The organism is Streptomyces sp. NPDC007088 (assembly GCF_042869355.1).
In the GTDB taxonomy this organism is placed as follows: Bacteria; Actinomycetota; Actinomycetes; order Streptomycetales; family Streptomycetaceae; genus Streptomyces.
Genome location: NZ_JBIAFO010000035.1, coordinates 14,859 through 37,693, shown reverse-complemented (window position 1 = coordinate 37,693; position 22,835 = coordinate 14,859). Strand labels below are relative to the sequence as shown.

18 protein-coding genes are annotated in these 22,835 nt (G+C 74.2%); 15 read left to right on the top strand and 3 right to left on the bottom strand.

Features of this window, described 5'->3' with window-relative positions; genetic code table 11:
* The 4 genes from ACFYMP_RS31195 to ACFYMP_RS31180 all read left to right on the top strand — a co-directional run bounded on the left by ACFYMP_RS31195 (nt 1) and on the right by ACFYMP_RS31180 (nt 4,907).
* Nucleotides 1-816, top strand: a complete 816-nt coding sequence (locus ACFYMP_RS31195; protein ID WP_388863883.1) for a TlyA family RNA methyltransferase — start codon at nt 1-3, stop codon at nt 814-816.
* The gene (locus ACFYMP_RS31190; protein WP_388863881.1) at nt 813-1,751 is read left to right on the top strand and encodes an NAD kinase; all 939 of its coding nucleotides are present in this window, start codon (nt 813-815) and stop codon (nt 1,749-1,751) included. The genes ACFYMP_RS31195 and ACFYMP_RS31190 overlap by 4 nt, the downstream gene beginning before the upstream one ends.
* A gap of 50 nt (nt 1,752-1,801) precedes the next feature.
* Nucleotides 1,802-3,556, top strand: coding sequence for a DNA repair protein RecN (recN, locus tag ACFYMP_RS31185; RefSeq protein ID WP_388863879.1), 1,755 nt, complete (start codon nt 1,802-1,804; stop codon nt 3,554-3,556).
* Between the two features lie 148 nt (nt 3,557-3,704).
* Nucleotides 3,705-4,907, top strand: a complete 1,203-nt coding sequence (locus tag ACFYMP_RS31180) for a glycosyltransferase family 4 protein (RefSeq protein WP_388863877.1) — start codon at nt 3,705-3,707, stop codon at nt 4,905-4,907.
* On the opposite strand, the gene ACFYMP_RS31175 is transcribed toward ACFYMP_RS31180, so the two are convergent.
* The 3 genes from ACFYMP_RS31175 to ACFYMP_RS31165 all read right to left on the bottom strand — a co-directional run bounded on the left by ACFYMP_RS31175 (nt 4,871) and on the right by ACFYMP_RS31165 (nt 8,934).
* Complete coding sequence (locus ACFYMP_RS31175) at nt 4,871-5,221, bottom strand: hypothetical protein (RefSeq protein ID WP_388863875.1); 351 nt, start codon at nt 5,219-5,221, stop codon at nt 4,871-4,873. The two genes, ACFYMP_RS31180 and ACFYMP_RS31175, sit on opposite strands and share 37 nt — an antisense overlap.
* Before the next feature lie 109 nt (nt 5,222-5,330).
* Nucleotides 5,331-6,998 carry a PucR family transcriptional regulator gene (locus tag ACFYMP_RS31170; RefSeq protein ID WP_388863899.1) on the bottom strand — a complete coding sequence of 556 codons (1,668 nt, stop codon included), beginning with the start codon at nt 6,996-6,998 and terminating at the stop codon, nt 5,331-5,333.
* A 109-nt stretch (nt 6,999-7,107) separates the two neighbouring features.
* A complete protein-coding gene (locus ACFYMP_RS31165) occupies nt 7,108-8,934 on the bottom strand; it encodes a glycoside hydrolase family 15 protein (RefSeq protein ID WP_388863873.1) in 1,827 nt (608 codons plus the stop codon).
* A gap of 471 nt (nt 8,935-9,405) precedes the next feature.
* On the opposite strand from ACFYMP_RS31165, the gene ACFYMP_RS31160 reads away from it, so the two are divergent.
* The 11 genes from ACFYMP_RS31160 to ACFYMP_RS31110 all read left to right on the top strand — a co-directional run bounded on the left by ACFYMP_RS31160 (nt 9,406) and on the right by ACFYMP_RS31110 (nt 22,828).
* Nucleotides 9,406-11,064 carry a CTP synthase gene (locus ACFYMP_RS31160; RefSeq protein ID WP_388863897.1) on the top strand — a complete coding sequence of 553 codons (1,659 nt, stop codon included), beginning with the start codon at nt 9,406-9,408 and terminating at the stop codon, nt 11,062-11,064.
* Between the two features lie 165 nt (nt 11,065-11,229).
* Nucleotides 11,230-11,856, top strand: coding sequence for an NUDIX domain-containing protein (locus ACFYMP_RS31155; protein WP_388863871.1), 627 nt, complete (start codon nt 11,230-11,232; stop codon nt 11,854-11,856).
* Nucleotides 11,857-12,147: 291 nt separating this feature from the next.
* Complete coding sequence (locus ACFYMP_RS31150) at nt 12,148-14,598, top strand: AAA family ATPase (protein ID WP_388863869.1); 2,451 nt, start codon at nt 12,148-12,150, stop codon at nt 14,596-14,598.
* Nucleotides 14,599-14,751: 153 nt separating this feature from the next.
* Nucleotides 14,752-15,876, top strand: a complete 1,125-nt coding sequence (gene ald, locus ACFYMP_RS31145) for an alanine dehydrogenase (protein ID WP_388863867.1) — start codon at nt 14,752-14,754, stop codon at nt 15,874-15,876.
* 426 nt (nt 15,877-16,302) lie between these two features.
* Nucleotides 16,303-17,430: a ParA family protein gene (locus ACFYMP_RS31140; protein ID WP_388863895.1), complete on the top strand. Its 1,128-nt coding sequence runs from the start codon at nt 16,303-16,305 to the stop codon at nt 17,428-17,430.
* The gene (locus ACFYMP_RS31135) at nt 17,415-18,035 is read left to right on the top strand and encodes a hypothetical protein (RefSeq protein ID WP_388863865.1); all 621 of its coding nucleotides are present in this window, start codon (nt 17,415-17,417) and stop codon (nt 18,033-18,035) included. The genes ACFYMP_RS31140 and ACFYMP_RS31135 overlap by 16 nt, the downstream gene beginning before the upstream one ends.
* Nucleotides 18,036-18,209: 174 nt before the next feature.
* Nucleotides 18,210-19,406, top strand: a complete 1,197-nt coding sequence (locus tag ACFYMP_RS31130; RefSeq protein ID WP_388863863.1) for a segregation and condensation protein A — start codon at nt 18,210-18,212, stop codon at nt 19,404-19,406.
* Nucleotides 19,403-20,134 (top strand): SMC-Scp complex subunit ScpB, encoded by a 732-nt coding sequence (gene scpB, locus ACFYMP_RS31125; protein WP_388863861.1) that lies wholly within the window; start codon nt 19,403-19,405, stop codon nt 20,132-20,134. Before ACFYMP_RS31130 ends, scpB begins: the two co-directional genes overlap by 4 nt.
* Entirely contained in the window at nt 20,134-21,318 is a 1,185-nt protein-coding gene (locus ACFYMP_RS31120) for a pseudouridine synthase (RefSeq protein WP_388863859.1), read from the top strand. The genes scpB and ACFYMP_RS31120 overlap by 1 nt, the downstream gene beginning before the upstream one ends.
* Before the next feature lie 163 nt (nt 21,319-21,481).
* Nucleotides 21,482-22,483 carry an ADP-ribosylglycohydrolase family protein gene (locus ACFYMP_RS31115; protein WP_388863857.1) on the top strand — a complete coding sequence of 334 codons (1,002 nt, stop codon included), beginning with the start codon at nt 21,482-21,484 and terminating at the stop codon, nt 22,481-22,483.
* Between the two features lie 99 nt (nt 22,484-22,582).
* Nucleotides 22,583-22,828: a hypothetical protein gene (locus ACFYMP_RS31110; RefSeq protein WP_388863854.1), complete on the top strand. Its 246-nt coding sequence runs from the start codon at nt 22,583-22,585 to the stop codon at nt 22,826-22,828.
* Nucleotides 22,829-22,835 lie beyond the last annotated feature (7 nt).

Below are 22,835 nucleotides of genomic sequence, written 5' to 3'. Positions count from 1 at the left end.
GTGGCAGGAGTGGCCCGCAACCGCCTCGACGCGGAGCTGGTACGCCGCAAACTCGCGCGTTCCCGGGAACACGCGAGCCAGCTGATCGCGGCCGGCCGCGTGAGCGTCGGCGGAGCGCTCGCCGTGAAACCCGCGACCCAGGTGGAGAAGAGCGCCCCCGTCGTGGTCAAGGCCGACGAGGACGACCCCGGCTACGTCTCCCGGGGCGGGCACAAACTCGCCGGGGCGCTCGCCGCCTTCGGGCCGCGCGGGCTGCGCCTCGAAGGGCGCCGCGCCCTCGACGCGGGCGCCTCCACCGGCGGGTTCACCGATGTCCTGCTGCGGGCCGGGGTCGCTCAGGTCCTCGCCGTCGACGTCGGCTACGGGCAGCTCGCCTGGTCCCTGCGGAACGACGAACGGGTCGTGGTCAAGGACCGCACCAACGTGCGGGAACTCAGCCTCGAAGCGATCGACGGCCGGCCCGTCGACCTCGTCGTCGGCGACCTGTCCTTCATCCCGCTCGGCCTGGTCCTGCCCGCCCTGGTGCGCTGCTCCGCCCCCGACGCCGACCTCGTCCTGATGGTGAAACCCCAGTTCGAGGTCGGCCGGGAGCGCCTCGGCAGCGGCGGGGTCGTGCGCAGCACCCGGCTGCGGGCCGAGGCCGTACGCACCGTCGCCGGGCAGGCCGCCGCGCTCGGGCTCGGTGTCCTCGGTGTCACCGCGAGCCCCCTTCCCGGACCCTCCGGCAACGTCGAGTACTTTCTGTGGCTGCGCGCCGGGGCACCCCCGCTCGACCCGGCGGACGTCGACCGAGCGGTAGCGGAGGGACCCCGATGAAGCACTCCAGCCCGGCCACGGACGGCCCGGCCCCCGGCCGGCGCACCGTCTTCCTGCTCGCCCACACCGGACGGCCCGCGGCCATCCGCAGCGCCGAACTCGTCGTCCAGGGCCTGCTGCGCTGCGACCTCGGCGTCCGGGTCCTGGAGGAGGAGGCGGCCGATCTGCCGCTGCCCGCCAAACCCCACGTCGAACTCGTCCAGGAGGCGACCCCGGACGCCCTCGTCGGCTGCGAACTGCTCATCGTCCTCGGCGGCGACGGCACCCTGCTGCGCGGCGCGGAACTCTCCCGGGCCTCCGGGGTGCCGATGCTCGGCGTCAACCTCGGCCGGGTCGGCTTCCTCGCCGAGGCCGAGCGCGACGACCTCGACAAGGTCGTGGACCGCGTCGTGCGCCGCTCCTACGACGTAGAGGAACGCATGACCCTCGACGTGCTCGTGCACAGCGACGGGGAGGTCGTGCACACCGACTGGGCGCTCAATGAGGCCGCCGTGCAGAAGATCTCGCCCGAAAGGATGCTGGAGGTCGTCCTGGAGATCGACGGGCGGCCGGTCACGGGCTTCGGCTGCGACGGCATCGTGTGCGCGACGCCGACCGGCTCCACCGCGTACGCCTTCTCGGCCGGCGGGCCCGTCGTGTGGCCCGAGGTCGAGGCGCTGCTCATGGTGCCCATCAGCGCCCACGCCCTGTTCGCGAAACCCCTCGTGACCTCGCCCACCTCGGTGCTCGCCGTCGAGGTCCAGCCCGGTACGCCCAGCGGCGTCCTGTGGTGCGACGGGCGCCGCACCGTGCCGCTGCCCTCCGGCGCGCGCGTCGAGGTGCGCCGGGGCGCCGTCCCCGTACGGCTGGCCCGCCTCCACCACGCCTCCTTCACCGACCGGCTGGTCGCGAAGTTCGCCCTGCCGGTCGCCGGCTGGCGGGGTGCCCCGGGCTGAGCCGTCAACCCCGGACGGGGTGACGTCGCGGGCGGGGCGGAAAACCTCGTATGGTCATGTGCGTGTTGGAGGAGATGCGGATACGGTCGCTCGGCGTCATCGAGGACGCGGTGGTGGAGCTGTCACCCGGCTTCACGGCCGTCACCGGTGAGACGGGCGCCGGCAAGACGATGGTGGTCACGAGCCTCGGGCTGCTGCTCGGCGGGCGCGCCGACGCCGCCCTCGTGCGGATCGGCGCGAAGTCGGCGGTGGTCGAGGGGCGCATCACGGTGCGCCCCGGCGCGCCCGTCGCCCGGCGCGCCGAGGAGGCGGGCGCCGAGCTGGACGAGGGCGCTCTCCTCATCAGCCGGACCGTGTCCGCCGAGGGCCGCTCCCGCGCCCACCTCGGCGGGCGCTCGGTCCCCGTCGGGCTGCTCGGGGAACTCGCCGACGACCTCGTCGCCGTGCACGGCCAGACCGACCAGCAGGGACTGCTCAAGGCGGCCCGGCAGCGCCAGGCCCTCGACCGGTACGCGGGCGACGCGGTCTCCGCGCCGCTCGACAAGTACCGCGCCGCCTACCGCAGGCTGCGGGCCGTCGTCGCCCAGCTCGACGAGCTGACCACCCGCGCCAGGGAACGCGCCCAGGAGGCCGACCTGCTGCGGTTCGGGCTGGAGGAGATCGCCGCCGTCGAACCCCTCGCCGGGGAGGACGCCGAACTGTCCGCCGAGGCCGAACGGCTCGGCAACGCCGAGGCCCTCGCCTCGGCCGCCGCCCTCGCGCACGCCGCGCTCGCCGGGAACCCCGAGGACCCCGAGGGCGTCGACGCCACCACCCTCGTCGGCGGCGCCCAGCGCGCCCTGGAGTCGGCCGGCGCCCACGACCCGGCGCTCGCCGCTCTCGCGGGACGCCTCGGCGAGGTCGGCATCCTGCTGTCCGACGTCGCCGGGGAACTCGCCGGATACGCCGACGACCTCGACGCCGACCCGCTGCGGCTGGCCGCCGTGGAGGAACGCCGGTCCGCGCTCGCCGCGCTCACCCGCAAGTACGGCGCCGACGCCGACGCCGTACTGGAGTGGGCGCGCGAGAGCGCCGAACGGCTCGGCGAACTGGAGGGGGACGACGAACGGATCGGCGAACTCGCCGCGGAACGCGAGACCCTCGGAGCCGAACTCGCCTTCCTGGCCGCCGAACTGACCGCCGCCCGCACCGAGGCGGCCTCCCGCTTCGCCGAGGCCGTCACCGCCGAACTCGCCTCCCTCGCCATGCCGCACGCCCGCGTCACCATCGCGGTCGGCGCGACCGAGGTCCCCGGGGACGCCGAGGGCGTCGAGGTCGGCGGACGGCGCCTCGCCTACGGCCCGTACGGGGTGGACGAGGTGGAACTCCTGCTCGCCCCGCACCCCGGCGCCCCGCCCCGGCCCATCGCCAAGGGCGCCTCCGGGGGCGAACTCTCCCGCGTCATGCTCGCCGTCGAAGTCGTCTTCGCCGGCACCGACCCGGTACCGACCTACCTGTTCGACGAGGTCGACGCGGGCGTCGGCGGCAAGGCGGCCGTCGAGATCGGGCGCCGCCTCGCCCGCCTCGCCAAGTCCGCGCAGGTCGTCGTCGTCACCCACCTCCCGCAGGTCGCGGCCTTCGCCGACCGGCAGTTGCTCGTGGAGAAGACCAACGACGGCTCCGTCACCAGCTCCGGGGTCAAAGTACTGGAGGGCGAGGACCGCATCCGCGAACTCTCCCGGATGCTCGCCGGACAGGAGGACTCGCAGACCGCGCGGGCGCACGCCGAGGAACTGCTCGCCGCCGCGCGGGGGGACGGGGAATAGGCGGTCCGGGCGCAGGCCGGGCCCGTCAGGCCGCCCCGGCGTCGAGGTGAACGCCCTTGCGGGCACGGCGCGTTGCCCCCGGGGCTCGCGCCGGTCCGCGCTCGCCCCGCCGTCCGGCGCGCTCCCCGCCACCTCGCGGGTTCCTGGCATGCTGGGGTGGCCCGGATGCGCCCGCCCCAGCAGCACCACCGCACGTGCCCGCACCGCCGACCCAGGAGCGCCAGCAAACGTGACCAGCCAGTCGACCCCGCCGGGCCAGTCCCTGCGTACGGTGCAGGTGCTCGGCGGCGGCAGCGCGGGCAGCAGCGGCCACGTACGGTCGCTGACCGCGGGCCTCGTCGCCCGCGGCGTGCGGGTGACCGTGTGCGCGCCCCGCGAACTCGGCCACGCCTACGACTTCGCCGGGGCCGGCGCTCTCCACGTCCCCGTACCCCGCGGCGGCGACCCGGCCTCCCTCGCCGCGCTGCGTGGCGTGTGCGCCGACGCCGACCTCGTCCACGCCCACGGACTGCACGCCGCGCTGCGCGCCTCCCTGGCGCTCGGCGCGCGCCCCGTCCCGCTCGTCGTCACCTGGCACACCCGCGCCCACGCCGAAGGGGCGCGCGCCCACCTGCTGCGGCTGACCGAGCGCCGGGTCTCGCGGGCCGCGACCGTCCTGCTCGCCACCACCGCCGATCTCGTGGACCGGGCCAGGCGCCGAGGGGCCAGGGACGCACGGCTCGCACCGGTCGCGCTGCCCCCGCCGACTCCGTCCGGCGCCGGGACCGTGCCCCGCGACCACAAGGTCCGCGCCGAACTCGGCGCCGTCGACCGGCCGTTGATCATGGCGGCCGGTTCGCTCGTACGACACCGGGGCTACGGCGTCCTGCTGGACGCCGCCCGGCACTGGCGCCCGCTCGATCCGGCGCCGCTGCTCGTCGTCGCGGGGGAGGGGCCGCTGCGCCGTGAACTGCAGTCCAGGATCGACGCGGAGGACCTGCCCGTCCTGCTGGCCGGCGGCCGCGAAGACCTTCCCGACCTGCTCGCCGCCGCCGACGTGGCCGTCCTGCCCAGCCGCTGGGAGGCCCGTTCCCCGCTCGCCCAGCAAGCCCTGTCCCGGGGCGTTCCCCTGGTCGCCACCGCGGTCGGCGGTACCCCCGAACTCGTGGGCGAGGCGGCCGAACTGGTGCCGTACGGCGATCCCGGGGCGCTCGCCGCCCGGGTCGGCGCCCTGCTCGCCGATCCGGCCCGCCGCGCGGAGCTCTCCCGTCTGGGCCCCGAACGGGCGGCGACCTGGCCGACCGAGGACGCCACGGTCGCCCAAGTACTCAGCGTCTACGACGAACTGACCCGCTCCCTGTCCTCGCTCTGATCCGGGCCGAGGGCCCACGGACCCGGCGGGAGCGGGGGAGAGGTCCACGAAACAGCGGGCCCCGGCCGGGACGCGGCGTCGACCCGCGCCGCCGTCCTGCCGCCGTATCCGGGGAGGCCGTACCGGTCGCCGCGCCCGGCGAGCCGCGCGGTCAGGAGCGGCTCGTGACGGTCGCGCCGGTACGGCCGGCGGGCGAACTCACGCAACGTCAGCCCGTCCGCGAACAGGTGGCGCGCGAGCGTACGGGCGGCCGCTCCCCGGCCCGCCGGGCCCGCGACCGGGCGGAGGGAGAAGCCGAGTCCGGCGAGCGCCACGGGCACCTCGCGACCCGCCCCCCGAGGCCGTCCGGGCGGCCAGGGCGCGCGGCCGGGGACGGTCGCGTCCGGCGCGGAGCGCGGCCGCGACGCCACCGCCCGGTCCTCCTCACACATGCCGGCGCGCCCGCAGCGCGAGGCTCAGCGTCAGGACGGTCTGCGGGTCGTCCAGGTCGGCGTCCAGCAACTCACCCGTCCGCGCGAGCCGGTTGTAGAGCGTCTGCCGGTTCAGGTGCAGTGCGCGCGCCGTCTCCGCCTTGCGGCCCGCGTGCTCCAGGTACGTCGTGAGCGTCGGCAGCAGCGCGGGGCGGGCCGTGCGGTCGTGCTCGATCAGCGGTCCGAGCGCCCGGTCCACGAAGGCCGCCAGATCCGGCTCCTCGCGCAGACGCCACAGCAACAGGTCGATGTCCAGGCGCCCCGCGTCGAACCACGGCCGGGGCGTGAGCCCCTCGGCGGCCCGCGCCGCCTCGGCCGCGTGCCGCAGACCCGAGGCCGCCGCCGCCCAGTCCCCGGGCAGCCCCACCACCACGACCGGCCGCGGCCCCTCCGCACGCGTCAGACCGGCCCGCTCCACGCCCGCCCGCAGCGCGCGGGCCGCCCGCTCGGCGACCGTCACGCGCTCCTCACGCGTGCGCAGACCGAGCAGCAGCGGCACCCGGCCCTCCACCGGCCGCACCCCCAGCAGCGCGGGCACCCCCACCGCGGCCAGCTCCTCCAGCACCGCGCGCACCAGGACCGCCCAGCCACCACCCGGGGACAGATCCCCCGCCCCCTCGGGCAGCCGCATCACCACGGGCAGCAGCGGCCGGGAACCCGGCCGGAAGCCCAGCACCGCCGCCTGCGCGGGCGCCTCCCCGGGAACGATCCGGCCCTGCGCGAGATCGTTGAGGAAGTCGCCCCGGCCCCGCGCCGCCAGCTCCTCGTCCTGCCGGGCCTGCATCAGCACCACCGCGAGAATGCCCGCGACCCGCTCGACCGCCAGCCGGTGCACCTCCCGTACCGCGCCCGACACCGGGAGCAGCACCAGCCGCGCCCGCACCTCGCCCCGCGAACCCGTGCCCGCCACGTCCACCAGCACCGAACCCGCGGGCGGACCCTGCGCCCGCGCGGCCCGGGAGCCGCGCAGCCTCTCCCACACCCGCAGCGGATCGGCGCCGGGCGGGCCCTTCGCCGCCGCGTACAGCAACTGGCCGTCGGCGGTCTCCAGGAACACGGGATTGCCGCCGAAGTCCGTGAGGATCTCCAGCACTTGCGGGACCCCGCCGCCGCCCAGCACCGCCGCCGTGCACCGCCGGTGCACCTCCTCGGCCTGGCGCAGCACCGCGTAGTGGCCGTTGACGATCTCGGTGTGGATCTCCTCCGTCACCGTCACGAAGGGGACCTCGCGGTGCAGTTGGACGAGCGGCAGGCCGGCCGCACGCGCGCTCTCCACGAGGACCTGGGGCAGCCGCGTGAACCGGGGCCCCAACTCCACCACGAGCGCCGCGATCCCGCGCTCCGCGAGCCGCCGCACGAAAGCCCGCTGGTCCGCCGGGCGGCTGCCGAGCCCGAGCCCGGTCGTCAGCAGCAGCTCACCGCCCTTGAGCAGCGAGGCGATGTTCGGCACCTCGCCCGCGTGCACCCAGCGCACCGTACGGCCCAGCCGGTCCCCGCAGGCCACGACCTCCGGCAGCCCGCCGTGCAGCCCCGGCAGCTCCAGCGCGCGCCGCACGGTGATGCCGCCCCGCGCCCGCCCGCCCGGCCCCCCGGTGCCGTCCTCGCCACTCTCGAAGGCCACGCCGCTCTCGCCGTCCACGCACGGAAGCTACCGCGCCGCCACACCGCGCGTCACCTGCGAAGAGGGCGGCACCCGCACCGGGTACCGCCCTCCTCGTGACCGCCGGGGCTCAGCCCCCGTACGCCCCGCTCGCCGTCAGCCGCAGCGCCGTGTCGATGAGCGGCACGTGGCTGAACGCCTGCGGGAAGTTGCCGACCTGGCGCTGGTTCACCGGGTCCCACTCCTCCGCGAGCAGACCGAGGTCGTTGCGCAGCGACAGCAGCCGCTCGAAGAGCTTTCGGGCCTCCTCGACCCGGCCGATCATCGCGAGGTCGTCGGCCATCCAGAACGAACACGCGAGGAACGCGCCCTCGTCGCCGGCGAGTCCGTCCACGCCCGCGTCGCCGCCCGTCGTCGGATAACGCAGGATGAAGCCGTCCGGCGTGGACAGCTCCCGCTGGATCGCCTCGATCGTGCCGATCACCCGCTTGTCGTCCGGCGGCAGGAAGCCCATCTGCGGGATCAGCAGCAGCGAGGCGTCCAGCTCCTTGGAGCCGTAGGACTGCGTGAAGGTGTTGCGCTCCGGGTCGTAGCCCTTCTCGCACACGTCCCGGTGGATGTCCTCGCGCAGCTCGCGCCAGCGCTCCAGCGGACCGTCCGCGTCACCCGACTCGATGAGCTTGATCGTGCGGTCCACCGCGACCCAGGCCATGACCTTGGAGTGCACGAAGTGGCGGCGCGGCCCGCGCACCTCCCAGATGCCCTCGTCCGGCTCCGACCAGTGGTCCTCCAGGTAGCGGATCAGCTTGAGCTGGAGCAGCGCGGCGTAGTCGTTGCGGGCCAGCCCCGTCATGTGCGCGAGGTGCAGGGCCTCGGTGACCTCGCCGTACACGTCGAGCTGGAGCTGTCCCGCCGCCCCGTTGCCCACGCGCACCGGCGAGGAGTTCTCGTAGCCCGGCAGCCAGTCCAGTTCGCTCTCGCCCAGCTCCCGCTCCCCGGCGATGCCGTACATGATCTGGAGGTTCTCCGGGTCCCCGCCCACCGCGCGCAGCAGCCACTCGCGCCAGGCGCGGGCCTCGTCGCGGTAGCCGGTGCGCAGCAGCGAGGACAGGGTGATCGCCGCGTCCCGCAGCCAGGTGAAGCGGTAGTCCCAGTTGCGGACCCCGCCGATCTCCTCGGGCAGCGAGGTGGTCGGGGCCGCGACGATCCCGCCGGTCGGCGCGTACGTCAGCGCCTTGAGCGTGATCAGCGAGCGGATCACGGCCTCCCGGTAGGGGCCGTGGTAGGTGCACTGCTCGACCCACTCCTGCCAGAACTCCTCGGTCGCCTCCAGCGCCGCGTACGGCGTGGGCACGGCCGGCGGCTGAAGGTGGCTGGCCTGCCAGGAGATGACGAAGGCCACCTTGTCGCCCGGACCGACGGTGAAGTCGGAGTACGTGGTCAGGTCCTTGCCGTACGTCTCGGCGTCCGTGTCCAGCCACACCGAGTCGGGGCCCGAGACGGCGACGGTGCGTTCGTCGACCCGGTGCACCCACGGCGTGATCCGGCCATAGCTGAACCGCATCCGCAGGCTGGACCGCATCGGGACCCGGCCGCTGACGCCCTCCACGATCCGGATGAGCTGCGGGGCCTGCTCGCGCGGCCCCATGAAATCCGTCACGCGGACACTGCCGCGCGGGGTGTCCCACTCCGATTCGAGGATGAGCGAATCCCCGCGATAGCTCCGGCGGTCCGCGGTGGGCGGCTCGGTACCGGGGGCGAACGCCGGTCCAAGCCGCCAGAATCCGTGCTCCTCGGTCCCGAGAAGCCCCGCGAAGATCGCCTGCGAGTCGAAGCGGGGCAGGCACAGCCAGTCGACCGTGCCGTCCCGGCAGACCAGGGCTGCGGTCTGCAGGTCTCCGATGAGTGCGTAATCCTCGATGCGCCCGGCCACGTGCATCTCCAGTCGAACGGCCACGTCGCCCCCGTGAGGGCGCTCGCGCTGCGGTCATGAAACCGCCGCCAAGCTCTTGTTCCAGGGTGGGCGGGGGAAGGTCTGGTGCCCTCCCCCCGTCGCCCACCACCACCCTTGTGAGGAAGCGCTTTCGCGTCCAGTTCTTCGAGCTCGGCGGCGAGTGTCCGTGCAGGATACGACGCGCCCACCTGATCCGCGCGACCGTCGCCTCGACTCTGTTACGCCAAACGGGTGAGCCTTGTGTTGAGGGGCGGTAAACCCCGGGCGTGCCGGATGTGCACGGTGGCAGTCCGTACGCGCAGCGTGGCCGGAAGCAGCCTGCCGTCGGCGCTGATACCCTGGTAGCCCGTGGACCGGTGGGCCCTTTACAGACCGTGAGACCCCCGACCGCAGCGACGGCCCTCCCCTCCGGCACTCCGGTGCGGGGCGCCGGTACGCACTCCAGACCGCGACCACGGGAGCCCCCTCTTGGCCATGCCGAACCGCACCTCGACGTCCACGACGACCAAGCACATCTTCGTCACCGGAGGCGTCGCCTCCTCCCTCGGCAAGGGCCTCACCGCCTCCAGCCTCGGCGCCCTGCTCAAGGCGCGTGGTCTGCGGGTGACGATGCAGAAGCTCGACCCCTACCTGAACGTCGATCCGGGCACGATGAACCCCTTCCAGCACGGTGAGGTGTTCGTCACCAACGACGGCGCCGAGACCGACCTGGACATCGGTCACTACGAGCGTTTCCTCGACGTCGACCTCGACGGCTCCGCCAACGTCACCACCGGCCAGGTCTACTCCCAGGTCATCGCCAAGGAGCGGCGCGGCGAGTACCTCGGCGACACCGTCCAGGTCATCCCGCACATCACCAACGAGATCAAGGGCCGCATCCGGCGGCTGGCCGCCGAGGACGTCGACGTCGTCATCACCGAGGTCGGCGGCACGGTCGGCGACATCGAGTCGCTGCCCTTCCTGGAGACGGTCCGCCAGGTCCGCCACGAGGTCGGCCGCGACAACGTCTTCGTCGTGCACATCTCGCTGCTGCCCTACATCGGTCCCTCCGGCGAGCTGAAGACCAAGCCGACCCAGCACTCCGTCGCCGCGCTGCGCAACATCGGCGTGCAGCCCGACGCGATCGTGCTGCGCGCCGACCGCGAGGTCCCGCTCTCCATCAAGCGCAAGATCTCCCTCATGTGCGACGTGGACGAGGCCGCCGTCGTGGCCTGCCCGGACGCCAAGTCGATCTACGACATCCCGAAGGTCCTGCACGGCGAGGGCCTCGACGCCTACGTCGTGCGCAAGCTCGACCTGCCCTTCCGCGATGTCGACTGGACGACCTGGGACGACCTGCTCGACCGCGTCCACAACCCCGCCCACGAGGTCACGGTCGCACTGGTCGGCAAGTACATCGACCTGCCCGACGCCTACCTCTCGGTGACCGAGGCGCTGCGCGCCGGCGGCTTCGCCAACCGCGCCCGGGTCAAGGTCAAGTGGGTCACCTCCGACGACTGCAAGACCCCGGCCGGAGCCGCCGGCCAGCTCGCCGACGTCGACGCGATCTGCATCCCCGGCGGATTCGGGGACCGCGGCGTCGACGGCAAGGTCGGCGCCATCACCTACGCCCGCGAGAACCGCGTACCGCTGCTCGGCCTGTGCCTGGGCCTGCAGTGCATCGTCATCGAGGCGGCCCGCAACCTGGCCGGCATCACCGACGCCAACTCCACCGAGTTCGACCCGGCGACCGGCCACCCGGTGATCTCGACCATGGCCGAGCAGCTCGACATCGTCGCCGGTGAGGGCGACATGGGCGGCACGATGCGGCTGGGCATGTACCCCGCCAAGCTCGCCGAGGAGTCGATCGTGCGCGAGGTCTACGCCGGCAAGGAGTACGTCGAGGAGCGCCACCGCCACCGCTACGAGGTGAACAACGCCTACCGCGGCGAGCTGGAGAAGAAGGCGGGACTGCTGTTCTCCGGCACCTCCCCGGACGGAAAGCTCGTCGAGTACGTCGAGTACCCGCGCGAGACGCACCCCTACCTCGTCGCCACCCAGGCCCACCCGGAGCTGCGCTCGCGCCCCACGCGACCGCACCCGCTCTTCGCGGGCCTGGTCAAAGCCGCGGTGGAGCGCCGGCAGGAGAGCTGAACACCTCCGTGAGCCGGGCCGGCGCCCCGCGCGCCGTCCCGGCCGGGACGTGACATATACGGTTGCCGGGGTACGGGCCTTCCACGGCCGTACCCCGGCTTCCGCGCAGCCCGGCCCGCCCCTCGCGTGCCCGTCCGTACGCCCGCCCCAGGAGGACCTTCCGCAATGACGATCAAGGACACTGCCGAACACTGGCAGGTCACCGGCGGCTCGACCCCGTTCCAGGGGGCGAAGACCAGCGTCCGCACCGACAAGGTGGTCATGCCCGACGGGTCGGTGGCCAAGCGGGACTATCAGGTGCACCCCGGCTCGGTCGCCGTGCTCGCCCTCGACGAGGAACAGCGGGTCGTGGTGATCAACCAGTACCGCCACCCCGTGCGCCAGCGGCTGTGGGAGCTGCCCGCCGGGCTCCTCGACGTCCCCGGCGAGAACCCGCTGCACGCCGCCTCCCGCGAGCTGTACGAGGAGGTCCATCTCAAGGCCGGCCAGTGGCGCGTACTGATCGACGTCTACCCGACGCCCGGCGGCAGCGACGAGGCCCTGCGCGTCTTCCTCGCCACCGAACTCGCCGACGCGGGCAGTGAGCGCTTCGCGGTGGAGGACGAGGAGGCGGACATGCGGCACGACCGGGTCGCGCTGCCGGAACTGGTCCGCGGCGCTCTCTCCGGAGACCTGCACAACGCGGGCCTCGTGTCCGGCGTCCTGGCCCTCGCCGCCGTACTCGCCGCCGACGGCCCGCAGTCGCTGCGCCCGGCCGACGCGCCGTGGCCGGCCCGCCCCTTCGAGACCTGAGGACGCCTCGGCGCGCCTGAGGACGCCTCGGCGCCCGGGGGCGCCGTCGACGCGTGGGGGTGTCGTCGGCGCCCGGAGTAGGTGAACCGCTCACCCTCGGTGATTTCCGGCGTCCCGTGCGAGCCGCTCATGTCACTCGTCCGATGAACACCTGATCCGATGGGGTGATCTTCGGGGCGTGCTGTCCGCAGTCGGGCACACCGGGTGAACTAGGCTCGGAGCGGTCCCGTCCCAGAGGCCGGACCGGGGCGGTTGGCTCGTGGAGCGTGCGGCTGGACGGGAGCGTGGCCCGTGACGGATCAGGTGGTGGACACCAGCGGTCCCGCCGCGCGAGCACGTCCGGGCGGGGGTCCGCCCCCGCAGTCCGGCCCCCCTCTCCTCCTCGGCAGGGAACGGGAGTTGAAGGAACTGCGGGAGGACATCGGGCGCACCGGGCTCGACACCCTCACCGGACACAAGGTCCCGCGCGCCCGCGTCCTGCTCATCGCCGGCCGCCCCGGCTCCGGGCGCACCGCCCTCGCCCGCGAACTCGCCGGGCAGCTCACGGAGCGTTATCCCGACGGGCTGCTGTACGCCCGCCTCACCGACCCCGACGGCAGCCCCGTGCCGGCGGCTCGCACGGCGCGGCGGCTCCTCGGCGAACTCGGCGTCGTGGCCGCCGCCGGAACCCCCGAGGACGATCTCCTCGCCGATCTGCGCACCGCCTTCACCGGCCGCAGGGCCCTGCTGATCCTCGACGACGCGGCCGACGCCGAGCAGGTGGACCTGCTGCTGCCCGACGCCCCCGCCTGCCTCGTCGTCGCCGTCGCCGCGGGACCGCTCACCGGCATCCCGGACGTACGGCCCTGCACGCTCGGCGGGATCGGCGTCCGGGCCGGAGTGACCTTGCTGGAGCGGCGCGCCGGACGGGTGCGCGTCACCGTCGACCCGCAGTCCGCCGAGCGGCTCGTCGAGGAGTGCGGCGGACAGCCCGCCGCCCTCGTGCTCGCCGGGGGCTGGCTCGCCGCCCGGCCCATGGCCTCGCTCGCCGACCTCGTCTCCCGGCTGCGCGGGTCCCGGGAGAGTGAGGCCGCGACCGCGGACCGGGCGAGCGGCCCGCTGGAGCGGATGCTGCGGCACAGCTACGAAGGGCTGTCCGGGAGCGACCGGCGGATACTGCGACTGCTGCACCTCGCGCCCGAGGGCCTGGCCGACCCGCACACCGCCTCGGCCCTCGCCGGCTGCTCGGTCGCCGGCGCCGCCCAAAGCCTAGAAGGGCTCGCCGCGCACGGCCTGCTGCGGCCGCTGCCCGGCCCCTGGCCCGCGTACCGGGTACCGGGTTGTCTGCAGCCGGCGCTGCGCGCGCTCGCCGAGGAGACCGACCGCCCCGGGGAACTCCAGCTCGCGCGGGCCCGGATGCTGGAGCGGACCGTGCGGCTGCTCCAGTCCTGCCGCGCGGCCGCCGCACCGCGCGAGGCCCAAGCTCGCAGCCGGCCGGCCGGGCCGCCGGGTTCGCCGGGCTTCCCGGACGCCCAGGCCGCCGCCGGATGGCTCGCCGCCCGCGCGGGAGCGCTCCACGCCGCCGCCCGGCTGGCCGTGGCCGAGGGCGAGTTCGACACGCTGGCCCGGCGTTTGGTGGCCGCACTGGTGCGCGCGCTGGTCGCGCACCGGGGCACCGAGGACACCGCCGACGAGCTGTACGACCTGCACCGTCTCGTGCTGGACGTGGCCGAACGGCGCGGTCTGCACCGGGAGCGGGCCGCCGCGCTGCTCAACCTCGCCGATCTCGACGCGGGGACCGGGCGCACCGGTATGGCGCTCGGACGCTACCGGGCCGCGCTGGAGGCGGCGCGCGAGGGGCGCGACGCCCAGGCGGCCGGGCGCGCGATGGAGTCCGTGGCCGGGGCGCACCAGGAACTCGGGGACCCGCACCGCGCGGCCGACTGGTACGGCAGGGCCCTCGCGCACCGGCTCACCCGCGACGAGCACGCCGACGCGGCGCGGCTGTACGGCAGGATCGCCGCCGTGCACGCCGCGGAGGGCCAGTACGGACCGGCGCTGCGCAACTGGCGTTCCGCCGTGGCCGCCCACCGCAGGACCGGGGACCTCCCGGCCCAGGCACGGGCCCTCGCGGAACTCGCCGGGACCCAGGAGCGCGCGGGGCGGACGGAGGAGTACGCCGGACGGGCCGAGGAGTGTCTGCGTACGTGGGGCGAGGCCCTCGGGCGCGCCGAGGAGGCCGGGGAGGACCGCCTCCGGGCGGCGCTGCACGAAAGCCTCGCCGACACCCTCGACCGCCTCGGCGACCCGGCCGCCGCCCGGCTCCACCGCGCGAGCGCGCGGGACCTGCTGGGGGAGCGGGCCCCGGCCGCCGACGAGAGGCCACGGGAGCCGGAGCGGGCCGGGGCGGGGAGGTCGGGGACCACGCCGTCGTCCGCCCCGGCACAGCCCGCGCCGCGGGAAGAGGCGCCCGCGCCGCCGGGGGAGGAGCCCGCGCGCCCGGCGCGGGAGCCTGTGCCGTCCGGGGAAGCGCGGGAGAACGTCCCGTCCGGGGAAGCGCGGGAGAACGTCCCGTCCGAGGAGGGCGCGGAGCGGTCCGGCGAGGGGGCCGAGGCACCGGGCGCGGGAGGCGACACACCGGCGAACGCGGAGGCCGGGGAGCACGAGCGGCCCACGGGGCCCTCCGCACCCACGCCGGCCCGGCCCCGTTCCGGGATGCGGGGAACTCAGGAACCCACCGGTGTTCACCTACGAAATCCCTAGTCACCTGTCGAAAGATTGATGCTTTGGAAGGCTGGACAGCGGGAACTCCTTCATTAGACTGAGTTCGTCGCTGTATCCGCGGCCCTCTCCTCGCGCTCTCCTGCGGAGGGGTATGCGATGCATCGCCTGAAATATCCCCCTGAGTCAAGGACCGTGATCGACGTGCAGGTCGGCATCCCCCGCGAGGTCAAGAACAACGAGTTCCGGGTGGCGATCACCCCGGCCGGAGTCCACGAGCTGCGGCGGCACGGGCACGAGGTGCTGGTCGAGCACACCGCGGGGGAGGGCTCCTCGATCACGGACGCCGAGTACGTCGCGGCCGGCGCCCGGATCGTGCCGACGGCCGACGAGGTGTGGGCCGAGGCCGACCTGCTGCTGAAGGTCAAGGAGCCGATCGCCGAGGAGTACCACCGGCTGCGCAAGGACCAGACGCTCTTCACGTACCTGCACCTCGCGGCCTCCCGTGAGTGCACCGACGCCCTGCTCGCCTCCGGCACCACCGCCATCGCCTACGAGACCGTCGAGACCGCGAACCGGCAGCTTCCGCTGCTGGCCCCGATGTCCGAGGTCGCCGGCCGGCTCGCCCCGCAGGTCGGCGCCTACCACCTCATGCGGCCGACGGGCGGGCGGGGAGTGCTGCCCGGCGGGGTCCCCGGGGTCGTGGCCGGCAAGGCCGTCGTCATCGGCGGTGGCGTCTCCGGCTGGAACGCGGCGCAGATCGCCATCGGCATGGGCTTCCACGTGACCCTGCTCGACAAGGACATCGCGAAGCTCAAGGAGGCCGACAAACTGTTCGGCACCCGCATCCAGACGGTCGTCTCGACCGCCTTCGAACTGGAGCGCGCCTGCCTGGAGGCGGACCTCGTCATCGGGGCCGTACTCATCCCCGGCGCGAAGGCCCCGAAGCTCGTGACCAACGAGCTGGTGGCCCGGATGAAGCCCGGAAGTGTACTTGTCGACATCGCGATCGATCAGGGCGGCTGCTTCGAGGACTCGCACCCCACGACGCACGCCGAACCGACCTTCCCCGTGCACCAGTCGGTTTTCTACTGCGTCGCCAACATGCCCGGCGCCGTTCCGCACACCTCGACGCACGCGCTGACCAACGCGACCCTGCCGTACGTGGTGGAGCTGGCCGGCCGCGGCTGGGCCGAGGCGCTGCGCCGCGACGCCGCACTCGCCAAGGGGCTCAACACCCATGACGGAAAGGTGATGTACCGCGAGGTCGCGGAGGCGCACGGCCTGGAGCACACCGAACTCGGTACGCTCCTCGGCTGAGCGTTCACGCCCCCTCGGCGCCCTCGCCGGGGCACGGGGGCGCGTCAACCCGTGTCGCTTTTCTCACGCCTACGGCCGGACCTTGCCCAGCAGGTCCGGCCGTAAGTGTGAGGGTATTTGACGGCTATTGACACGGAATCGCCGTGATGGCACAACAGGTCACGCTTACGTACCTTTTGGTGAGCGATTCGGCGGGGTGATCAGGGCGCGCCGTGCGGCCGTGCACCCTTGACATCGCTCGCGCCGGGCGCCGACACATCGCGCCGAGTGCGGCGGATTGTGTTGCTGCGGAGTGGTGACACGCCATAGAGTCGCCAACCGTCGGCATGGTGCCACGCTGACCTATCAAGAAGTTTCCTGGTCGCCAAGGAGGTAAGACGACTTGTGAATGAGTCGACATTTTCTCCCGGGGGTGGCCAACAGGACGTGGCCGCGCGGGGCCAGGCCCCAACGGGGCGGCCGGCGCTCGGTTCCGTCGCCGTGCGGACCTTCGCGGCCCACCAGAGTCTCCAGCCGACTCAGACCGCACACCAGAGCATGGATGGCCATATCGTGAACGCCATGGCCGGCGACCGAAGCGGCGGGGAAACCGGCCCCTTCGCCGACTACGAGGAACTGCCCGAAGGGCACTTCTACGACCCGGACGCCGAGTACGAGCCGGACCCCGAGTACGCCGCCACGCTGGCGCCGGACGCCGCGCGGCAGCGCCGCGAGCGGGTCGGCCCCACCGGACGGCCGCTTCCCTACTTCCCCATTCCCGGGCCGCTGACCGACCACGGCCCGGCCAAGGTCATCGCGATGTGCAACCAGAAGGGCGGGGTCGGCAAGACGACCTCGACCATCAACCTGGGTGCCGCGCTCGCCGAGTACGGCCGGCGGGTCCTGCTGGTCGACTTCGACCCCCAGGGCGCCCTCTCGGTCGGACTGGGCGTCAACCCCATGGAGCTGGACCTCACGGTCTACAACCTGCTCCTGGAGCGGGGCATGGCGGCCGACGAGGTGCTGCTCAAGACGGCGGTGCCCAACATGGACCTGCTGCCGAGCAACATCGACCTGTCGGCGGCCGAGGTGCAACTCGTCTCCGAGGTCGCGCGGGAGTCCACGCTCCAGCGCGCGCTCAAGCCGCTCATGGCCGACTACGACTACATCGTGATCGACTGTCAGCCCTCGCTCGGCCTGCTCACGGTCAACGCGCTCACCGCGGCGCACAAGGTGATCGTCCCGCTGGAGTGCGAGTTCTTCGCGCTGCGCGGGGTCGCGCTGCTCACCGAGACCATCGAGAAGGTCCAGGAGCGGCTCAACCCGGAACTCGAACTCGACGGCATCCTCGCCACGATGTACGACTCCCGCACCGTCCACAGCCGTGAGGTGCTGGCCCGGGTCGTCGAGGCCTTCGACGAGCACGTCTACCACACCGTCATCGGCCGTACCGTGCGCTTCCCGGAGACCACGGTGGCCGGGGAGCCGATCACCACCTACGCCTCCAACTCCGTGGGCGCCGCCGCCTATCGTCAGCTCGCCAGGGAGGTGCTCGCCCGGTGTCACGCCGAGTGAGTCTGCCGGGGGCCGACGAACTGTTCCGTACGACCGGTGGCGGGATGGCCCTCCAGCCGTCCTCACCGCGGCGCGAGGCGAAGGTGCCGGGACCGGCCGGCGAGAGCGACACGGCGGCCGCGGCGAGCGAGGCGAAGGACGGCAAGGACGGCGGGGAACGCGCCGGAGAGGGGCCCGGCGAGCACGGCGCGGGCGGCGCGGAGAGCGCCGCGCGCGAACACCGCGGCCGGGGACGCGAGGAGGAACCGGGGCGGGACGCCGCGAACGGCACCCGCCGCCCCTCCGAGGCGGCCTCCGCCTCGGTGCCCCAGGCCCGGCAGCCGGGAGCCGGTGGCCGCCCCGGTCCGCAAGGGCAGACCGGACGGCGTTCCCGGGCGGCGGCCCGCAGGCCCAGCGGGCGCGAACGACACGACGAGAAGATCACCGTCTACGTGTCCGCCGAGGAACTCATGGACCTCGAACACGCGCGGCTCGTGCTGCGCGGCGAGCACGGGCTCGCCGTCGACCGGGGCCGGATCGTGCGCGAGGCGGTCGCGGTCGTCCTCGCGGACCTCGAGTCCCGGGGAGACGCGAGCATCCTCGTCAGGCGGCTGCGCGGCCGCTGAGGCCCCGTTCACCTCCGCGCTGTCACTCGGGGGCCCTGAAGGCGTGTGCGGCCGTCTCCGCCGCGTCCTGAGCCGTCCAAGGGCCCGGGGCGGGTAGCGTGCCCGCTCACAGCCCGCGTACCGCGCCGGGCGCCGCCGTCCCGTTCCCCTCGCTCAGGACCCCCGCTGACCCCCATGTGCCCCGCCGATCCGCCCACCGGACCGCCCCCGCCCCGCCGACGCCGTTCGCTCGGCCGGGGCGGCGCGACCGGATGGCCGCGGCTGGGGCAGGGCGCGGACAGGGAAGGGCGGGAGCCGCGGCCGGAGGAGCCCGAGCCCCGTCCCGCAACGACCGGGACCGCCGGGTCCCGTCCTCGTACGGCCGAGGCCCCCGAGCCCGTGCGGCCGGCCGCCGCGCGGTCCCGGCCGCCGCAGGACGAGGCGGCGCGGAACAGGACCCCGGAGGTCGAGCCACGCGGGAACGAGCCGCGCGGGAGCGAGCCACGCGAGGAGGCGGCCCCGGAGTGCGACACCCCGGACGACGAGACGCCGCGGGACGAGGCGCCCGCGGCCCCCGACGGCCGGTTCACACTGCGGCTCGCGAACTTCGAGGGGCCCTTCGACCTGCTCCTCCAGCTCATCTCCCGGCACAAGCTGGACGTCACCGAGGTCGCGCTGTCCCAGGTCACCGACGAGTTCATGGCGCACATCCGGGCCATGGGCGGTGACTGGGACCTCGACCAGACCACCGAATTCCTCGTGGTCGCGGCGACCCTGCTCGACCTCAAGGCGGCCCGGCTGCTGCCCGCGGCCGAGATCGAGGACGAGGCGGACCTCGCCCTGCTGGAGGCCCGCGACCTGCTGTTCGCCCGGCTGCTCCAGTACCGCGCCTACAAGCGGGTCGCGGACATCTTCAGTGCACGCCTGGACCAGGAGGCCCGCCGCTACCCCCGTACGGTGAGCCTGGAGCCGCACCACGCGGCGCTGCTGCCCGAGGTGGTCATCCGGATCGGTGCCGAGGGCTTCGCGCGGCTCGCCGTCAAGGCGATGCAGCCCCGGCCCGAACCGGCCGTGTACGTCGAGCACATCCACGCCCCGCTGGTCTCCGTACGCGAACAGGCCGAGGTCGTCGTGGCGCGCCTGCGGGACGTGGGGCAGGCGGATTTCGCCGAGCTGGTCGCCGACGCCCAGGACACCCTCACCGTCGTCGCACGGTTCCTGGCGCTCCTGGAGCTGTACCGCGAGAAGGCCGTGGCCCTCGACCAGGAGGACGCCCTGGGGCCCCTCACGGTGCGCTGGACGGGCACCGAGGACGGGACCGCGCCCACGGTGACCGACGAGTTCGACCAGGAGCACCGGCCGCAGGAGCAGAAGCAGGAGGAGACGGGATGACGGGCGCCGGACACACGGGGACGGAGCGCGGGGACGAGGGCCGGCCGCACCCGTACGCGGCACTCGACGAGGGCCCGCACGCCGTGGGCGAGCTGGAACTGCGGCCCGCGCTGGAGGCCGTCCTCATGGTCGTGGACGAGCCCGCGACCGAGGAGCACCTCGCGAAGGTCCTCCAGCGGCCGGTACGGCAGATCGCCGACGCCCTGCGCGCGCTCGCCGACGAGTACACCGCGCAGGGCCGCGGTTTCGAGCTGCGCCTCGTCGCGGGCGGCTGGCGTTTCTACTCCCGCCCCCGGTTCGCGGCGGCCGTCGAGGGCTTCGTCCTGGACGGCCAGCAGGCCCGGCTGACCCAGGCCGCGCTGGAGACCCTCGCGGTCGTCGCCTACCGCCAGCCGGTCAGCCGCTCACGGGTCTCCGCGGTGCGCGGGGTGAACTGCGACGGGGTCATGCGCACCCTCCTGCAGCGGGGCCTGGTCGAGGAGGCGGGCACGGAACGCGAAACAGGTGCGATCCTGTACAGGACGACGCACTACTTCCTGGAGCGAATGGGCCTGCGCGGCCTGGACGAGCTCCCCGAGCTCGCGCCCTTCCTGCCGGAAGCGGACGCGATCGAGGCTGACACACTGGAGGGCGTGCCGTCGTTCGACCCGGACGCCGACGACACCGACCACCACGGCGATGCCGTCTCCGGGACCGAAGACAGCCACCTCGATCCGACGGAACATTGATGCGAAGCAACGGCAGGGACAGCGGACGTGGCAACTACCGGGGCGCCGGTAACAGCCGCGACGACAAGCAGAAGAGGGCGGGACGCCCCCGTCCCGAGGAGCGCCGTTACGACGTAGGGGGCGGCAGGGACGAGCGCGGCGGCAAGGACGAGCGCGGCGGCAAGCCCGGCGGCGCCCGTCCGGCCTCCGGCGGCGGCCGTCCCGCCTCGGGCGGTAGCGGCCGTCCGGCGTCCGGCGGGGGCCGTCCCGGCTCCGGCGGGGGCCCCTCGGCCGGTGGCCGGGGCGCCGCCGCGCGCGGCGGCGCCAAGGGCGGGCCCAAGCGGCCCGCGAAGGACACCCAGCGCTCCGGGCGCGGCGGCGCCGCGAGGCCCCGCGAGCTGGACGCGAAGGTCGAGGAGCGCAACCGCCAGCGCTACGCCGACAAGCCGAAGGTCTCGACGCCGAAGACCTTCCCCGGCGCCGAGCAGGAGGGCGAGCGCCTCCAGAAGGTGCTGGCCCGCGCGGGCTACGGCTCCCGGCGCGCCTGCGAGGAGCTGGTCGAGCAGGCCCGCGTCGAGGTCAACGGCGAGATCGTCCTCGAACAGGGCCTGCGGGTGCTGCCCAAGGACGAGATCAAGGTCGACGGGCTCACCGTCGCGACGCAGTCGTACCAGTTCTTCTCGCTCAACAAGCCCGCCGGGGTCGTCGCCACGATGGAGGACCCCGAGGGCCGGCAGAACCTGGGCGACTACGTCACCAACCGGGAGACGCGGCTCTTCCACGTCGGCCGGCTCGACACCGAGACCGAGGGCGTCATCCTGCTCACCAACCACGGAGAGCTGGCCCACCGGCTGACCCACCCGCGCTACGGCGTCAAGAAGACCTACCTCGCGCACATCGTCGGCCCGATCCCGCGCGACCTGGGCAAGCGCCTCAAGGACGGCATCGAACTGGAGGACGGCTACGCCCGCGCCGACCACTTCCGGGTCGTCGAGCAGACCGGCAAGAACTACATGGTCGAGGTGACCCTCCACGAGGGCCGCAAGCACATCGTGCGCCGCATGCTCGCCGAGGCGGGCTTCCCCGTCGACAAGCTCGTGCGCACGGCCTTCGGGCCGATCACCCTCGGCGACCAGAAGTCCGGCTGGCTGCGCCGGCTGAGCAACACCGAGGTGGGGATGCTGATGCAGGAGGTCGACCTCTAGGCCCGCCTCTTTCCCCGAGCGCCTCAGGGCGGCCGTCCCCACCGGAGGACGGCCGCCCTGAGGCGTGTGCTGCCTCGTGCGCGGGGCTTGCCCGGGTGCCGCCGCCCCCCTTATCGTCATTCTGACGCTGTAACGCGAGCTGACGTCGACGGCAAGGACTGGTGTGACGAAGAACCCCGCGACCGGAGCCCTCCTCGGGCTCGCCCTGGGCGACGCGCTCGGTTACCCGACCGAGTTCGACGACGTCCCCTCGATCCTCGCCAGGTGCGGCCCCTGGCAGGAGATGGCCCTTTCCACCCCCGCCGTCGTCTCCGACGACACCCAGATGACCCTGGCCCTCGGACGGGGGCTGCGGACGGCGAGGGAGCGCGGCCCGCTCGGGCCGCCGCGCTGCGAGCGGCCGGTGCGCGAGGAGTTCGTCGCGTGGTCGCGCTCCCCCGAGAACAACCGGGCGCCCGGCCACACCTGCATGGTCGCCTGCGGACGGCTCGCGCGGCAGGGGCCCTGGCAGGCGGCGAGCCAGACGCACTCCAAGGGCTGCGGCGCCAACATGCGGGTCGCGCCCGTCGCCCTGATCCCGGGGCTCTCCGAGGACGAACGCTCCGCGCTCGCGCAGTGGCAGTCGGCCCTCACCCACGGCCACCCGACCGCCCTCGCGGCGAGCGACCTGACCGCGCGCGCCGTGCGACTGCTCGCCGACGGCACCCGGCCGCAGCGCCTGACCGGCGAGCTGCGTTCCTACGCGCTGGGGCGGCGCACCGCGTACGCGGGCCACTGGCTGGGCGACCTGTGGCAGCGGGCCGGGGACCCGGACCCGGAGACCTTCGCGGCCCGTGGCTGGGACGAGTGCCTCGCGATGCTCGACCGGCTCGACACGGCGCCCCGCGACCCCGAACGCGACCCGTGCGAACTGACCGGGGACGGCTGGATCGCCGAGGAGGCCCTGGCCACCGCCCTGCTGTGCTTCCTGCTCTTCCCCGAGGAGCCCGTGCGGGTCCTGCGCCGGGCCGCCTGCACACGGGGGGACTCGGACTCCGTCGCCTGCCTCGCCGGGGCGTTCGCGGGCGCCCACCTCGGCGCGGACGCCTGGCCCGCGGCGTGGACGGAGCGGATCGAGTACCGCGGCGAACTGCTCGCACTGGGCGAGCTGTGGGACAAGGGCTGAGGGACTCCTGACCGGTGCCCCCACGGAGGGCTCCTCGCGCCGTCCGGGCCGCCGCCGCGCGGCGGCCGGTTTTCCGGTCCACGGCCGGCCCCCGCGCCCGTGCGGACCCGCTCGCGCGACGACGAGGACCGCTTCTCGTGGCCGTTCGCGCTCCTCGTCCTCGGCGTGGCCATCGCCGTGACCGTGGCCGTCGCCACACGGGCGCCCACGGGCCGCCACCCCGGCCCGCCGACGGACACGTACCAGGACTTCCCGTGGCTCCGGCTCACCGGCGGCCTCGCCACCGCGACGGCGGTGGGGGCCCTGGTGGCTGTGGCGACGCGCTGGCGCACCGCTCAGGAGTGACCGAAGA